We start from the raw sequence: 13,876 nt of genomic DNA, 5'->3' as shown, positions 1-13,876 counted from the left end.
GCTGTAACAGCGCGGGCACAGTTAGCCCGTACGCGTGCGCGACAGCTGGCAGGTGTTCGGTTGGCATGTGGCTGGCCTGGCGGTTGCGAGGGCGACGCTCGGCGATACGCCTCATCTCGGCGGGCCGGCGTGGCGCGGCGAGGCGGTCTCGCCCGGTACGCTCTTCCCAGAGGGACAGCAGGATTTCCCCCCTCCAGTGCGCGGGCGAGGCGCCGGCTAGATACTGGCGGACCATCGATTCGCCCACGGCTTGTCCCATGTTCCGGGCAATCTCATGCTGGCCCATGCCACAACGGCGCAGGTCCAGGATGATTTCGGGCCAATCGAAGTCTGTCAGGCGCATTGATCAGGTGCCACTCAGGGTGATGAGCCGCCCTTGCGCGAGGCCCGCACGCTCCATAGCGAAGCGCATGGATGCGGGCATGACGAGCGGACGCGGCGCAGCCCTGGTGCCGGCTACGACGGTGACAGGCCCGGTATAGGGCGGCAGAGGTTCGGTGGCCGGCGTAGCCTTCGCGCGCGGCTGGGCTGGGCGGCCGCGATGGCTGCCATCATCCACAGGTCATATGCGGCCTTGGGCGTCTCGCCTGCGCGGGTCAGCACGGCATCACCGCAGTACCACAGCCCATGCTCTCCCTTGCGCAGGCGCGGCCGGACGGCGTCGGCCGCCTTCTTGCGGCGGGAGACGTTCGGACGCTCCCCCGCCTTTTCCTTGTGCCGGCGCACCAGCTGGGCGATCCGCGTCGCCGTCACGCCGTATTCGACCGCCAAGGCTCCAGTGGTTTCGCCGTTCAAACGGCGCTGGACGATTTCCGCGTTGCGGTCCTTCTGTTCGTGGGTGGTCATGCTTTGCGCTCCAGATCGACGGCCCAATGCAGGATGGCCAGGGCGTCGGCGTCGTTGTCGTCCACCACGCTGAAGCCGCGGGCCTTCGCCTGCGCCTTCATCGCGTCCTTGTCGGCATTGCCTTTGCCGGTCCAGTGCTTTTTGATCGTGCCCACACCAACGGGCAGCAGTGCCGTGCGGTGGCTGTCGGCCACCATCTGCACCAGGCACAAGAAAGCGCCGTAGGCGTGCGCGGCATCCGTGCCGGCGTGGCGCTTCACGTCCTCGTAGGCGATGGCATGCACCTGGTGGCGCACGATGGTCTCGGCCAGGAACGACCGGGCGCGCAGCCAGCGCTGCCCCGGCGTCCAGGACTTGCGCGGCGTGAACACTTCGGTGCCGTGCACGATCCGGCCATCCCGGGCGCGGACCGCCCAGCCCAGCTTCGTACCAAGATCCAGCGCCAGGATGGAGACGTTCACGCCCGGCAAGGGCGCCACCGCAGATTCAGCATTGACGCGGCGTGGCGGGGTGATCACGCTGCTTTCGGCACCACCCCGTGCCCAGGGGTCGGCGGCATCCAGCGCGCGGCCGGCCAAAGTGCCCGCCAGCGGATCCAGCGCCACGTCGGCAGACCGGGCGGTCAAGTTCGGTGTAGTCATGCCAATGCTCCAATCATGTCAATGGGTTGGCGACGTTTGTCGCTGGTGAACTGCAGGCTGTCGGCGTGGCGCCAGAGGTTGATGCGCCCTTCCCACTCGCCGTGGCGGTTCTTGTCGCAGATCAGCACCGAATCGGGCAGGTCGAGCGTGTCGGCGGATACCTCCCCGCATGCGCGCAGCTCGGCCTCGGCGGTGCGCTCCTTGCGCTTGTTGCGCCAGACGGTCAGCATCTGGTCCACCTGGTCGACGATGGCGCCGGACCCCTTCGCAGAGAACTTGCCGGGCACAGCGTCCTCGTTCTCGCCCTTCTTGGCGTGGTGCACCAAGTGGATGTGCATGCCCAGGTCGCGCGCCAGCGTGCAGAGCATGTCCACGAAATCCTTCTGGCCGTTGTAGTCGTCCTCGCCGCGAACGCACTTCATCAGGCTGTCGATGACCAGGTGGCGCACCTTCAGGCGGTCGGCGCAGTAGCGCGCCACGGCGTAGAGCATGGCCGGCTTGACCGTGCCCTGCTGGTCGTACAGCCACAGCCGATCCCGCGACCAGTCGATGAGGCGGTCGACGGCCTGCACGCTCGGGCGGTTGTTCATCGCGGTCTGGCGCAGCATGCGCTTGAGCGTCGACTGGGGCTTCATCTCGAATGAGGCGATGCACACGCGCTCGTCCTGGGTGGCGAAGCCAATGCAGGCCTGGCCCAGCAGCTCGCTCTTGCCGTGGCCGTTGATGCCCTGCCACAGCGTCACCTCGCCCGGGCGGAACCGCAGTAGGTCATGAGTCTTGGCCCACGGCAACTTCGCACCGGTTATCTGTTCGCCGTGCTCGACGGCACGGGCCAGCTCGTCGCGCCATGCCTCGGCAGCCAGCACCTTGGCCTGCGGCTCGGTGGCCTCCATGTACGCCTGGAAGTCGATGTCGTCAGCGGAAAGGATCTGGCTCATGCGGGGAACTCCTGGGTTTCTTGCGCCGGCTGCCAGACGATCAGTCCCCACTGGCCGGAGGCGATGACCTTGGCCGGCGAGCAATCGGACACCCGGCGCATCAGCTGCAGCGCACGCCGGCGGGTCGGCGCCAGGACGTGGACCACCAGGCCCACGCAGACGCGCAGATCCAGCGCCGCGGCGTTCTCGTCGTCGTGGATGTGGATTTCCGGACAGCCCACCCAGCGCCCGTTCACCATGCGGCCCAGTTGCGCCTCGGGGTGGGTGAAGCTGCCGTAGGCCTGCTCGGTCGGCAGGCATGTCAGCCAGACGTCGGCCGGCTGGTAGCCCGCCATACGGGCAGCGATGAGGGATTGATGGCCGATCACACTGCACCCACCCATGGCTGGTCACTGCTCAAGGCGCCTTGCGCCGGCCCGTCGTTCGTCTTCGGGGCGTAGAACGTGTCCCAGGCATGCAGGATCGACTGGTCCAGCATCCTCCCCACGTCGTGCCCGGCAGTCCGCAAGGCGTCCAGCTTGCTCACGGCCAGCTTTCGGGCGGTGTCGGTCATGGGCTTCTTTTTCCGACGCCGCATTTCCTCGAACTGCTTCCAGGGCTCAGCAGGGACCCAGTCCGGCAACGTCCAGACCTCGGCCCCGGAACGGGGGCTATGGGGGTTTTCTTTATCTTCTCTATTCTTCTCTTCTCTAGTCCGCTTTTTGTCCGCTTCAGAAGCGGACGAATTTCGGTCGTTTCGCTTCCTGTCAGCATCCTGTGCGCGCTTCTTCGCAGACTGGCCGTTATGCTCATCAAACTGGGGCATACAGAGGGAAAAGCCGTCAAACTCCAGCCAGCCGACAGCGATCATGGCGTCCGAAAATCCAGGAAAGCCGATGGTTTCGTCCATCACTTTCGGCGTGTAGCCTTCGAGCTTTCCATCGACCGAGTGCGCATCGAAGAGGCCCCAGACGGACAAAAGTCCACCGATCACGCGGAGTCTGTCCGCTTCACAAGCGGACGCAATGCGGACAACTTTTGGATGCGTCGGGAGGTCGACGCGCATCTTGATCCAATCAGCAGCCATTACGCGGCCCCCTGCAATTTGCCGGCGCGCACGGGCAGCCAGCGGTTGTAAGCCCATTCCCAGGTTGCGCGCTTCTCAGCGTCGGTCAGGCTGAAACCCTGATCCAGACATTGGTGGCAGCGGAAGCAACCGGGAACGGTATAGATGTCCTTGGCCTTGATGCCCATGCCCTTGCCGTAGGCCGACCAGTTGGCATGGCAATGCACAACGGTGTCGCGCTCGCACTCACCGCGGCACACGCCGGGGATCTGGAGGTAGCAAGGTTCACCACGGCAGGCGGCCAGGTACTTGGGTTCGTGATAGCCCGGGCGTTTCTTCGGCGCGCGGTGCTTGAATTGGGTGCGCGTCAAGCCTGCGGTGGCCTTGAGCGGGGTCTTGCGGGTCAGGGGCGTGCGGCGAAGCATCAGCGCACCCACCCGGGGATCTCGTCCGGGCCTGACCAGCGCACACCGCGCTCGGAGCCGAACGCGTCAACCAGGTCGATGAGTTCGCTCATCTTGCGCTGGCTCATCCCGCTGGTGCTTTCCCCCAGCATCACGAAGCCGCCACGCAGGCCGGCGGCCATGCGCTGCTCCTGGTTCAGGCTGGCCGTGAAAATATCCTTCCAGGCCTCGGGCGAAAGCTGCTCTTCCACACCGTTGACGGGCCAGCGCAGTTGCCGCGCCACGTCGTGCAGCATTGCCCACATCTTGGCGTTCAAAGACAGCTTGCGCGTGGGCTCTGCAGGCGACAAAAAGAAGTAGCCATCCGGGGCCGCGTCGATCGCCTGGTGCGCGCGTTGGCGCGTGCGTGAGTTCAGCGGGTAGCGCATCAGTGCCTCGTGGAGAAAGCGGTGTGGCGGCCAATCACCAGAAAGGCCTCACGCAATTGAGGGTTCAGGTCTTCCCGCAGCATCATTTCTTCGTATGCTTTGACGCGGTCCCAGTTGTGCCGGCGCAGCTCTTCTTCAAAGGCGCGCTTCGTAATGGCAAGGGCTTGCTCATAGGTCATGCGGCCCTCTGGGCGATGACTTCTTCCATGATCGTCAGCCGGCCCAAATGGTTGAGGTACTGGCGAATGGCGTGGTTGCCCACGGCCTCTTCGAAGGCATCGATGCGGTCGGCGGGAAGGTTCAGCCGGGGCCGGTTCTTCTCGTCGAAGGGTTCAGGGTGCAGGTAGCTGCTGACGTGAGGCGCGTACAGGTCGCACTCTTCAGCCAGGCTGCGCTGCGTCATGTTCGGGCGGGTCCGATGGTCCCAGGCGAGGCGCACGGCCTCGCGGAAAGTCCTGCACGCGGCAACCGTCGACGGCGGCAGGAACCTCTTTCCGGCGGGCGCCGTCGGGGTACTGGCGCCATAGACAACTGCGGGATGGGTGTGCATTTCTCTTCGCTTAGTAGGAAAAATTCATCGAGTTACAAGATGAATTACAGGGTGGCTTCGGGCCAAAATTTTTCGCATCAACAACACGACGCGAACCGAAATGACCGAGACCGAAAAGCTTCTGCAGCACGCCCAAGACATCGCCCGCCGGTCCTTTGAGGACCCGAGCGAAAAGGCCGTGCTGGATATCTTTGATGAGCTGCGCGCCGAACGTGACCGCACGGCTTGGGCGACCGAGGGGCGCGAAAGCGCCTCGGTGCATTGATGGCCTACACATCGGTCGGCCCTATCGGGATGCGGTTGTCCTGCGGATCGGGATCACGCATGGCTGGCCTCCTGCTGCGGCGCGGGGTCGGCAAGCTCGGGCCAGAAGCGCGCAAAGTCATCAGGGCGCAGGTCTTGCCGACGGCACTTGCCCCCGGTTATGAGCTCGATGTCGGCGCCAATCAGGCCAGCCAGCTTGTAGCCGTAGGCAATCTGCCGGAGGTAGCCCACGGAGGTTCCGTGCCGAGCGCAGCTCGCTTCAGCTTCGTCTTTCGGGGTATCCCGCAGCCACTGCAACAGTGGTTCGACGGGGACTCGGGCGGGGGGGGCGTGTTCTTTGCGCATGACGTGACTTTACCATTTGGTAATGTCAAGTCAACACCTTTTGGTGATTTATCTTTCGGTAATAGACAATGCCGCGAATGAACAACGCCGCAGACAAAGAAGTCGATAACCGACGCCGCCAGCTAAGGAAGTGGATCGACAGCCACTTCCCGAACATGGCTGCATTCGTTGCCCGACATGGCCTGAACCAGGGCGAGATTTCGGGGTTGCTGAAGACGAAGTCCTTCGGCAGCAGAAAGGCGCGCAACCTGGAAGAGGCGGCAGGCATGCCCCTCCGGTACCTCGAACAGACGGATGAAGGCAGTCCGCTCGGTACTGGCATAAGCGGAGACAATATCAGCGCGGGTCCAGAGATAAGGGGGTTGGTACCAGTGATTTCCTGGGTGCAAGCAGGCGCATGGGCTGAAATCTGCGACAACTTCCGGCCCGCGGACGCCGACGAATGGCTGCCGTGTCCGGTGGCTCACGGACCCAATACTTTTGCGTTGAAGGTGCAGGGCGTGAGCATGGAGAAGAAATTCCAGGACGGTGACATCATCTTCGTCGACCCGTCGCGCGATGCTTACAGCGGTAAGCACGTGGTCGTGCGCCTGGATGACGAAGAGCGCGCAACATTCAAGCAGTTGATCATCGAAGACGGCGAGATGTTCCTTCGGCCTCTGAATCCAGACTGGCCAGAGAAGGTTATCAAGGTGAACGGGCGCGCTACGATATGCGGCGTGGTGATTGGAAAATTCGTTCCCGTCTAAACCACAAAGGAGCGCGAAATGTCTGGAGCCCATATGGAGCGGCTGATCCATTTCAAATCAACCGAAGCGGCAATGGCTTCAGCTCGGGATGGACTTGTACCGACTGGCGATGCGGTTGGTGTGGTTGAGTCGATACGGCCTGGACAACGGTGCGACGTAGCGGCTCTTGTGGAAACGCGTGAGGCGATCCTTACTGTGCGGATCGCCGCGGGTATCGAGAACAGCATTCAAACTGGGCAGTTCGTCCGCTTGGAGAATGATGGGCCCGGCGGATATGTAGCCGTCGCACAATTATCTCCCTGCTACGACGTGAAGACACGTCGCTTCCTGACGCATAAGGAAAGAGACCGGGCGGAGAATGAGGTGCTCGAAGGGGCTCGCGCTGCCTACGCGGGCGCTGCACCAAATCGAGCCCCAGCCACAATTACTGGAAAACTGGACACTCCACTGAAACGTATCGGTTTGATGGCATTAGCTCTGGGGGCAATCCTATTGGCCGCGGGGCTGATCGAGATCACCAACGATATCGGCCGGTGGAATTTCGCAGAGCGTTTTTTTGATCGCTGGTGGGGCTCGGTTTCGGGAACTGGAGGACGCTCCGAGCGCTCGTCGCTCGCAGCGTGGGGCACGTACATGACCGCTTTCGGGTATCTCTTCTCGTTCGGGTACGACCGCATCACCAGCCGGCTAGTTCGCTGGATTCGAACTGGGTCCGCATAGCGCTACCCCTCTCACATATCCGCCGCCACCGCCCTCGGGCGGTTTTTCTTTGCTCGTTACAAATTAAATTACCATTTGGTATTGCCCAGCAAATTACCATTTGGTAATCTTCTCCCAACGCATCACCAAACGGTAATGCATGCACTCACCACCCGGTGAGCAGACGGGAGAACACGATGGACCACGGCGTACTGAACGTGCCGCTTGCCAAGCGCGGCAACATCGACAAGCAGGTCGACGCTTACAAAGCAGAGCAGGCCGCCGCCGCCCGCGCTTCTGAGAAGGCCGCCCGCAAGGCCCACCGCGCTGCGCGACCTGAAGCCGACCGCATCCTGGCCGCGATCTTTGCCCGCCCGGATCTGCTGGCTGCGAAGGCTGCAGCGACTGGCCGCACGGTCAGCGAAGTGCGCGGCGCGCTCAAGAGCTTGGCCATCTCCCGCCCCGCCGCCATGCCCGCCTTTGAGCGCGACTGGCTGAACGCCTAACCCCCACCCGCCCCGGGTGCCGGGGCTAGGAGACCACCATGGAACAGCAAACCAAGCCGACGGCGACTGATGCCGAAGCCGTGCACGCCATGCGCCAGTACGGCGGCTCGTTCGTCAAGCAGCTGGCTCAGCTCTGGCTGACGTCGGACCCGATCAACCAGGGGCGCGTCGTTGCGGCGTTCCGGCCCGAGTTTGAGCAGTACCGCAAGGATGCCGCGACGCTGAAGCACTACGAAGGCGTGGCGCTCGAAGCGTCGCGCATGGAGCGGAACTGATCATGAACGCCCGCCCCGAAATCAAGCTGACGCCCGAGCAAGAGCTGCGCATGGATCTGGCCTGGGATGTGCGCATTGCGTTGCGCGACGGCCAGCAGGAGGTCGTGCGCTACGCCGCGACCAGCCCGAACCGCCAGCCCGCCGCGCATGCCGTCTACGAGGACAGCATCGGCAACGCCGCGCTGACCACCGCCTTCGAGGAAACCGCCAAGGCGTATGCCCGTGGCGACACGTTCGGCCGGATCGGCGAGCTGTTCAGCAAGTTCATGGACGGCGCCAGCGCGCACTACGTGGAGACGCTGGCCGACGCGATTGAAGACCCCGAGCGCCAGCTTGATGTGTCGTTCGAACTGGCGCCGCGCAAATGACCCTCCCCCTCTTCATCCTGTGCGGCCTGATCGCCGCTTACCCCTTGGGCCGCCTGGGCGACTTCTTTTCCCGCCTGTACGTCCGCCTCGATCCGTGGAGCGAAGCATGAGCGAAGTTCTGACCGTAGAAGAGGCGTTCGACCGCGATATTCCCGCCGAGCGCCGCCAAGACGTGATGGAAATGATCAGCGAGTCCGCCCAATCGGACAAGTACCACCGCGACCACATCACCATCCGCAACCGTGACCGGCAAGACGCGATCAACGTGCGCGCAGAAGGCGTGGTGACGATAGACGGCCGCGAATTCGCCTTCATCGTTCGCGATGGCAACAACGACGGCACGGTGCTGGAAGGCTGGGAAGAGTCTGGCGCCCAGGTTTTGGAGCCGACGCCGCGCACACATTGGGCACTGGCGCCGCGCGCCGATCTGGTGGCCGCTGCGATTGAGGCGGGGAAAGGATCGTTCCTTCTCGCCAAGTGGGACGCGATGCTATCGCAGCCCGAAGTGGCCGAAATACCGCGCAAGTATTCGTATGACAGCTACATGCAGCCGGGCATTGTCGTCAGCCAGCATTGGACGGCTGAAGCCGCCAAACGCGGATTGGTGCTGACCGCCAAGGAAGACGCGGACGAAATCCGCGCCCGCCTGCTGGCCGCGCGAGGTGCCCAATGATCCGCCTCCTGCGCGCCCACGGCGACCTGCTGATCGGTGCCGCTGCTCTCTGCGCCGGCGTCTTCATGGCCTGCGTGCTGGGGCCGACGCTTGACGCCCAATCCCCCACCCTCACCGCCTGCGAAGGCTGCGGCAAGACCGTGGTCGTCGCGAAGGAATGAACATGCACAACCTTCAAAGCATCCGCCGCACACCGTGCGATGAATTGAACATCTACCAGCACGCTCTGCTGGCAGCCGCAGAAGAAATGTTGCATGTCCGCAAGTTTGCCAACGAAGTGCGCACCTCAGCTTGGATGAAGCAGCCGTTCTACCGCGAAACGCTGCGCTGCCTGGCGGATACGGTGGAAACCCGCCTGACCGCCACGCTTTTTGCTTTCAGCTCGCCCATCATTTGGATGATGGGGTCCGATGTCTTTGAAGAGTACGACCTCCTGAAAGAAGCGTGCTTCAACGAGACGGCCTTCCTGACCAGCGACGCCTATCTGCTGGGTGAGCAGAAATGAACGCGATCACCGAATCCGTCGCCCTGATCGACGCGCCGTGCACGATGGACGGCCAGGACATCGAGGCGTACCACCGTGGGCCTGGCATCAGCAAGACCGGCCTGGACCACGTGGCGCGCTCGCCGGCCATGTTTCATGCGCTGCACCTGGACCCGGCCCGGCCGCCCGAGAAGGAGCGCGTCGGCCAGTTGGAAGGCCAGCTTGCCCACTGCGCCATCCTGGAACCGGCCGAGTTCGACAAGCGCTATGCCGTGCTGCCTGCCGACGCGCCGGACCGGCCTACCGAGGCCATGCTCAACGCCAAGAACCCCAGCGAAAGCAGCATCGCGCGCCAGAAGTGGTGGGCGGAATGGAACGAGCAGACCCAGGGCAAGGTAATCGTGACCAACGCCCAGCTTGAGACGGCATTGCGCCAGGCCGAGAGCGTTCGCCGCCTGCCGGATATCGCCGAGGCCCTGGCCAGCGGCCGCCCCGAACAGTCCGCCTACTGGATCGACCCGGACACCGGCGTGCTGTGCCGCTGCCGCCCTGACTGGGTGCATCCCGCCGGCGACAACGGCGTGATCCTGCTGGACGTCAAGACCTTCAGCGATGCCAGCCCGGCCGAGTTTTCCCGCCAGATCGCCCGCAAGCGCTACCACGTGCAGGACGCGTTCTACAGCGACGGATACGCGCGCGCCAGCGGCAAGGAAGTGCTGGCCTTCGTGTTCGTTGCGGTCGAGACGGAATGGCCCTACGCGGCCAGCGCCGTGATGCTGGATGCCGCCGGCCGCGATATGGGCCGCATTCACTACCGCCGCGATCTGGACGTATACGCGCGCTGCTTGGCCTCCAACGAATGGCCGGGCTACGGCGCCGCCATTCATCAAGTTTCCCTGCCCGCCTGGGCATCTAAGGATTGACCATGAATCAGCTTGTCACCCAGCAAAACGAATTTTCCAACATGGTGGCTAACACCGGCGTCGAGACGGCATCGGCCGCCGTTGCCAGCCAGGCCAAGGCGATGGTCGAGGCTCGCTACATCATGGCGATCCGCCGCCCGCGCGACATGGACGTCGTGCGCGAAAAGATGCTCAAGGAATGCCGCCGTCCGTCCTTCGCCGCGGTGGCGCGCTACCAGAAGCCGATCGGCCGGGACAAAAGCAAGTGGCCGTCTGGCCCGTCCATTCGCTTCGCTGAGGCGGCCGTGCGCAACATGACCAACATCACGGTCGAGACCATGACCGTGTACGACGACCGCGAGAAGCGCATCGTGCGCGTGACCGTCACGGATCTGGAGGCGAACGTTCCCTATGCCCAGGACGTGACCATCACCAAGACCATCGAACGGCGCCAGCGCAAGGAAGGCGACCAGGTGCTGCGCACGCGCACCAACAGCTACGGCGACACGGTCTACATCCTGGAAGCCACTGACGACGACATCATCAACAAGCAGCAGGCGCTGATCTCCAAGGCGGTGCGCACGCTGGGCCTGCGCCTCATCCCTGGCGACATCGTGGACGAGTGCATGGAAATCGTCATGGAAACGCAGGAGCGTGCCGACGCTGAAGACCCGGACGCCGCCAAGCGCAAGCTGTTCGACGCATTTTCGGCCATCGGCGTGCGCGCCGAGCAGTTGAAGGAATACCTCGGTCACGACGCCGGCACGCTCGACCCGAGCGAGCTCAAGGACCTGCGCGCCCTGTACGCGGCCATCCGCGACGGCGAGGCGTCCTGGCGCGATGTGATGGAAGCCAAGACCGGCGAGTCGGCCAAGAAGCCCGGAACCACCAGCATCAAGGACATCAAGGGCAAGAAGGCCGCCGCCGAAGACGCGCCGGTCACTGCGCCCACCTTCGACCCCGCGCCCATCCTCCAACTGATCTTGGCCGCCGCCGACCTGGACGCGCTGGCCCTGGCCGGTGAAGCGTTCCGCGACGCGCCCGACGAGCACTACGACGCGCTGAAGAAAGCCTACGACAACCGCCACGCCGAGCTGGACCCGGCCGCGTAACCGTTCTCCCAGGGCGGCGCCACCACAACGGAGGCATCCCGGCGCCGCCCGCCCTATTTCCCACAACGCAGCACCACGGAGACTGACAAATGTTCAGCCTGGAAAGCCAGAAAGTCACGCTCGCACATCTGAACGTGCGCCCCGAGAACCACGGCGACGAGAAGGTCGGCGGCGCTGACCTGAAGATCGCCTTCACGGAGAGCAACGGCCTGCTGGCCATGTTTCACCCCGTGCTGCGCGACGCGCTGTACCGCCGCGAAGATTCGCCGCCCGACCAGGAAGAGATCTTCGAAGGCAGCCCGGCAGATGCGCTGACCGTGCGCAAGTTCGGCGACCTGATCGGCGCGCTGCGCCTCAAGCACGAGCTCAAGGGCGCGCAGGTCGTGATCGGCTTCGGCCTTGGCGGCGCGTCCGACATCGACTTCGAGACCGCCGACGTTGACCATTTTTCAGTGGATCTCATGGAAGGCGGCAGCGCGCGCTACGGCTTCCGGGTGAAGTGCAACCCCACCGGTGAGCAGATCAAACGCCTGTATGAGGTGCTGGGCGGCGAGGTCGACATCAGCGTCACGCCCGCCGTCGACAAGCAGCAGTCCCTGGGCCTGAACCTGGAATAAACCCACGGCCGGCCCGGCGCTGCCCGCCGGCCACCCTACACAGAGAACGACGATGACCGAATCCCTCAAGATTCAGCAGCTGGAGAAAGTGGGCCACGTTGGCGGCTGCCAGATCAACCCGGCTGGCTACGCCAGCTACATGGATAGCAGCTGGAGCAAGCCGACACCGGAGAAGGTGGCGGCACACGCCCTGACCAAGCTGGAGGAGGCGCGCCAGAAGGACGTCGCGGCGCACGAACTGAACATACCTCGCATGGCGGCGAACAAGGTCATCCACGACCGCATCGTCTTCCTGATGAAAGAGGTGGGCATGCCCGACAGCTGGAGCGAGACCGATCGCAAAAGCCGCGCCCGCTTCCCGAAAAAGATCCAGCATTCCGCCGGTTACGTGACCGACCTGCTGCGCGAGGTCAAGACCAACGACGGTTTCGAATACGCCACCAGCTCCTACGAACGCCTGAAGAAAAGCTACGAGGAATACGCCGAGCAGGCGAAGCGCCAGGCCGAAGTCGACCGCACCAAGGCCCAGCGCGAGCGCGAAGCCGAAGAGGCCAAGCGCCGCGAGGACATGGAACTGGCCGCCATCCTGCTGCGCTATGGCTTGGATGTCATGTCGTCATGGTCCGACGTGTTGGAGGCTCTGCGCGCCAAGGACAAATACCTGGACCTGGCCATCGCCGGCCAGCGCACGCGCGGCGACTGGAGCGAAGGCCCGTGGCAAGTGCGCAACGCCCTGGACCGATTCACCATCGAGGACGACACCGACAAGGACATCGTGGTCGACCTGTCGGACTGCCTGGCCGACTTCGAAGACGGGCGCGTGTTCCGGGATACCACCTGGAACTATGACCGCCTCTTCGGTCTGGTGAAGGACGAGCAGTTGCTGAAGGACACGCAGTTGGCCAACGAGAAGTCGCGGAGCTACTGACCATGAGCCACGCCCGCAAGCCCCGCCGCAAGCAGTATCGGTCGCGCCCGCTGCGCTATCCCATGATGGCCCCGCTCAAGCAGCAGATCAGCCTGGACATGCACTTGGCTCTGGCCCGCCTGCGCACGGCGCCGCACGACGACGCGCGCACCGACCTTGCGTCGACCTTCAACACCGTGGGCGTGGCCATAGAAAACGACCGCCGCTTCCAGGAAGAGGTGCAGCACCTGAACGCCGGCGGCGTGGTCTTGCAGGCATACATCGCGCCCGCCGCCCTCACCGACGAACAGCTGGCGATCCTGGCCCATACCTGCGCCGTGATCGACACCATCCTGGGCCTGCTGGACGTCCCCACCCTTTGGGCTGCCGAGAAGGTGGCCGTTGAACTGATGCGCGCCGCGCGCGCCACCGGAGCCTGACATGAACACGAACCCCGAATGGAAGCTGTCCCCGGCTACAGCGACGCCGGAAATGGTCAAGGCTGGCCTGATGTGGCTAGTTCACTTCCAGCATATGCGGATTGCTGACAAGCGGGCAGCGCTGGCGTCGGCCTTTGAGGCAATGCTCGCCGCGGCTCCCGAAGCACCTCCCCTGACCGTCACCGTCGACCCCGACGCGCGCGGCGTGAGCGTAGGCGTGTACCAGGGGTCGAGCTGCTTATACAGCGGCGCGCACCCTATCCCCGCCTCCACGGTAGCGACTGAGGGGGAGCAATTGGCGACGTTTGAGGCGAATTTCCCGAACGCTCCGCTTTCTGCATCCAAGTTCCATGAGTTGTGGAGCCTGGCCAGCGCGGGCTGCAGCCCGCGCCACGCCCTGCTGGATAACCTCCGCTGGCAGGTTGGAGTGTTCGCCGGACTTGTTGCCCGGGAAGCTATCGCCAGCGCTCCCGCTGCTGGCGATGCGCCGGCATGGCACGGGCTGACGGATGCAGAGCGCGACGGCTTTGTCGGCGAGATTGCGGACTACGGAACCGACTTTGTCTCTCCACTGTATGCGGTCGTCGAGAGCATCGAGCGCCGGCTACGCGATAAGAATGCCGCCATTGCCCAGCAGTCCCAGCGGAAGGAGGCGTGATGGCCCAGGCCGGCGCCTACTACAA

General features: G+C 64.1%; 26 protein-coding genes. 15 read left to right on the top strand and 11 right to left on the bottom strand.

Annotated elements, in window-relative coordinates; genetic code table 11:
* From ACO6D5_RS27405 to ACO6D5_RS27360, 10 genes are all read right to left on the bottom strand, one after another.
* Positions 1-343: hypothetical protein (locus tag ACO6D5_RS27405; protein WP_485827141.1), on the bottom strand; the 343-nt coding region annotated here is incomplete at its 3' end.
* A 113-nt stretch (positions 344-456) separates the two neighbouring features.
* On the bottom strand, positions 457-846 hold the full coding sequence (locus ACO6D5_RS27400; RefSeq protein WP_485827140.1) for a hypothetical protein: 390 nt from the start codon (positions 844-846) through the stop codon (positions 457-459).
* Positions 843-1,487: a hypothetical protein gene (locus ACO6D5_RS27395; protein WP_485827139.1), complete on the bottom strand. Its 645-nt coding sequence runs from the start codon at positions 1,485-1,487 to the stop codon at positions 843-845. Before ACO6D5_RS27395 ends, ACO6D5_RS27400 begins: the two co-directional genes overlap by 4 nt.
* Entirely contained in the window at positions 1,484-2,425 is a 942-nt protein-coding gene (locus ACO6D5_RS27390) for an AAA family ATPase (protein WP_485827138.1), read from the bottom strand. Before ACO6D5_RS27390 ends, ACO6D5_RS27395 begins: the two co-directional genes overlap by 4 nt.
* On the bottom strand, positions 2,422-2,808 hold the full coding sequence (locus tag ACO6D5_RS27385; RefSeq protein ID WP_485827137.1) for a hypothetical protein: 387 nt from the start codon (positions 2,806-2,808) through the stop codon (positions 2,422-2,424). The genes ACO6D5_RS27390 and ACO6D5_RS27385 overlap by 4 nt, the downstream gene beginning before the upstream one ends.
* A complete protein-coding gene (locus ACO6D5_RS27380) occupies positions 2,790-3,491 on the bottom strand; it encodes a hypothetical protein (RefSeq protein WP_485827136.1) in 702 nt (233 codons plus the stop codon). Before ACO6D5_RS27380 ends, ACO6D5_RS27385 begins: the two co-directional genes overlap by 19 nt.
* Positions 3,491-3,895: a nuclease domain-containing protein gene (locus ACO6D5_RS27375; protein WP_485827135.1), complete on the bottom strand. Its 405-nt coding sequence runs from the start codon at positions 3,893-3,895 to the stop codon at positions 3,491-3,493. Before ACO6D5_RS27375 ends, ACO6D5_RS27380 begins: the two co-directional genes overlap by 1 nt.
* On the bottom strand, positions 3,895-4,302 hold the full coding sequence (locus ACO6D5_RS27370; protein WP_485827134.1) for a recombination protein NinB: 408 nt from the start codon (positions 4,300-4,302) through the stop codon (positions 3,895-3,897). Before ACO6D5_RS27370 ends, ACO6D5_RS27375 begins: the two co-directional genes overlap by 1 nt.
* Complete coding sequence (locus ACO6D5_RS27365; protein WP_104010584.1) at positions 4,302-4,481, bottom strand: hypothetical protein; 180 nt, start codon at positions 4,479-4,481, stop codon at positions 4,302-4,304. The genes ACO6D5_RS27370 and ACO6D5_RS27365 overlap by 1 nt, the downstream gene beginning before the upstream one ends.
* Complete coding sequence (locus ACO6D5_RS27360) at positions 4,478-4,705, bottom strand: hypothetical protein (RefSeq protein ID WP_306636943.1); 228 nt, start codon at positions 4,703-4,705, stop codon at positions 4,478-4,480. The genes ACO6D5_RS27365 and ACO6D5_RS27360 overlap by 4 nt, the downstream gene beginning before the upstream one ends.
* Before the next feature lie 247 nt (positions 4,706-4,952).
* On the opposite strand from ACO6D5_RS27360, the gene ACO6D5_RS27355 reads away from it, so the two are divergent.
* On the top strand, positions 4,953-5,117 hold the full coding sequence (locus ACO6D5_RS27355; protein ID WP_485827133.1) for a hypothetical protein: 165 nt from the start codon (positions 4,953-4,955) through the stop codon (positions 5,115-5,117).
* Positions 5,118-5,170: 53 nt separating this feature from the next.
* On the opposite strand, the gene ACO6D5_RS27350 is transcribed toward ACO6D5_RS27355, so the two are convergent.
* A complete protein-coding gene (locus tag ACO6D5_RS27350; RefSeq protein ID WP_485827132.1) occupies positions 5,171-5,347 on the bottom strand; it encodes a hypothetical protein in 177 nt (58 codons plus the stop codon).
* A 191-nt stretch (positions 5,348-5,538) separates the two neighbouring features.
* Here ACO6D5_RS27350 and ACO6D5_RS27345 point away from each other — a divergent pair, with 191 nt between their 5' ends.
* The 14 genes from ACO6D5_RS27345 to ACO6D5_RS27280 all read left to right on the top strand — a co-directional run bounded on the left by ACO6D5_RS27345 (position 5,539) and on the right by ACO6D5_RS27280 (position 13,851).
* On the top strand, positions 5,539-6,210 hold the full coding sequence (locus ACO6D5_RS27345) for a LexA family protein (RefSeq protein WP_485827131.1): 672 nt from the start codon (positions 5,539-5,541) through the stop codon (positions 6,208-6,210).
* Between the two features lie 18 nt (positions 6,211-6,228).
* Positions 6,229-6,930: a hypothetical protein gene (locus ACO6D5_RS27340; RefSeq protein ID WP_485827130.1), complete on the top strand. Its 702-nt coding sequence runs from the start codon at positions 6,229-6,231 to the stop codon at positions 6,928-6,930.
* Between the two features lie 176 nt (positions 6,931-7,106).
* Positions 7,107-7,415 carry a hypothetical protein gene (locus tag ACO6D5_RS27335; protein ID WP_485827129.1) on the top strand — a complete coding sequence of 103 codons (309 nt, stop codon included), beginning with the start codon at positions 7,107-7,109 and terminating at the stop codon, positions 7,413-7,415.
* 38 nt (positions 7,416-7,453) lie between these two features.
* Positions 7,454-7,690: a hypothetical protein gene (locus ACO6D5_RS27330; RefSeq protein WP_485827128.1), complete on the top strand. Its 237-nt coding sequence runs from the start codon at positions 7,454-7,456 to the stop codon at positions 7,688-7,690.
* A gap of 2 nt (positions 7,691-7,692) precedes the next feature.
* Positions 7,693-8,058 (top strand): hypothetical protein, encoded by a 366-nt coding sequence (locus ACO6D5_RS27325; protein WP_485827127.1) that lies wholly within the window; start codon positions 7,693-7,695, stop codon positions 8,056-8,058.
* 106 nt (positions 8,059-8,164) lie between these two features.
* Complete coding sequence (locus ACO6D5_RS27320) at positions 8,165-8,731, top strand: hypothetical protein (protein ID WP_485827126.1); 567 nt, start codon at positions 8,165-8,167, stop codon at positions 8,729-8,731.
* The gene (locus ACO6D5_RS27315) at positions 8,728-8,892 is read left to right on the top strand and encodes a hypothetical protein (protein WP_485827125.1); all 165 of its coding nucleotides are present in this window, start codon (positions 8,728-8,730) and stop codon (positions 8,890-8,892) included. Before ACO6D5_RS27320 ends, ACO6D5_RS27315 begins: the two co-directional genes overlap by 4 nt.
* 2 nt (positions 8,893-8,894) lie before the next feature.
* A complete protein-coding gene (locus ACO6D5_RS27310; protein WP_485827124.1) occupies positions 8,895-9,236 on the top strand; it encodes a hypothetical protein in 342 nt (113 codons plus the stop codon).
* A complete protein-coding gene (locus ACO6D5_RS27305) occupies positions 9,233-10,138 on the top strand; it encodes a PD-(D/E)XK nuclease-like domain-containing protein (RefSeq protein ID WP_485827123.1) in 906 nt (301 codons plus the stop codon). Before ACO6D5_RS27310 ends, ACO6D5_RS27305 begins: the two co-directional genes overlap by 4 nt.
* A 2-nt stretch (positions 10,139-10,140) precedes the next feature.
* Positions 10,141-11,229, top strand: a complete 1,089-nt coding sequence (locus ACO6D5_RS27300; protein ID WP_485827122.1) for a hypothetical protein — start codon at positions 10,141-10,143, stop codon at positions 11,227-11,229.
* An 89-nt stretch (positions 11,230-11,318) separates the two neighbouring features.
* Positions 11,319-11,846 carry a hypothetical protein gene (locus tag ACO6D5_RS27295; protein ID WP_485827121.1) on the top strand — a complete coding sequence of 176 codons (528 nt, stop codon included), beginning with the start codon at positions 11,319-11,321 and terminating at the stop codon, positions 11,844-11,846.
* Between the two features lie 52 nt (positions 11,847-11,898).
* Positions 11,899-12,774: a hypothetical protein gene (locus tag ACO6D5_RS27290; RefSeq protein WP_485827120.1), complete on the top strand. Its 876-nt coding sequence runs from the start codon at positions 11,899-11,901 to the stop codon at positions 12,772-12,774.
* Positions 12,775-12,776: 2 nt separating this feature from the next.
* Complete coding sequence (locus tag ACO6D5_RS27285) at positions 12,777-13,193, top strand: hypothetical protein (RefSeq protein ID WP_485827119.1); 417 nt, start codon at positions 12,777-12,779, stop codon at positions 13,191-13,193.
* Position 13,194: 1 nt separating this feature from the next.
* Positions 13,195-13,851 (top strand): hypothetical protein, encoded by a 657-nt coding sequence (locus ACO6D5_RS27280; RefSeq protein ID WP_485827118.1) that lies wholly within the window; start codon positions 13,195-13,197, stop codon positions 13,849-13,851.
* The last annotated feature ends 25 nt before the right edge of the window (positions 13,852-13,876 follow it).

Source organism: Achromobacter sp. (assembly GCF_057314935.1).
Note: the sequence above shows the minus strand (reverse complement) of the source record. Positions and strands in the feature narration are given on the sequence as shown.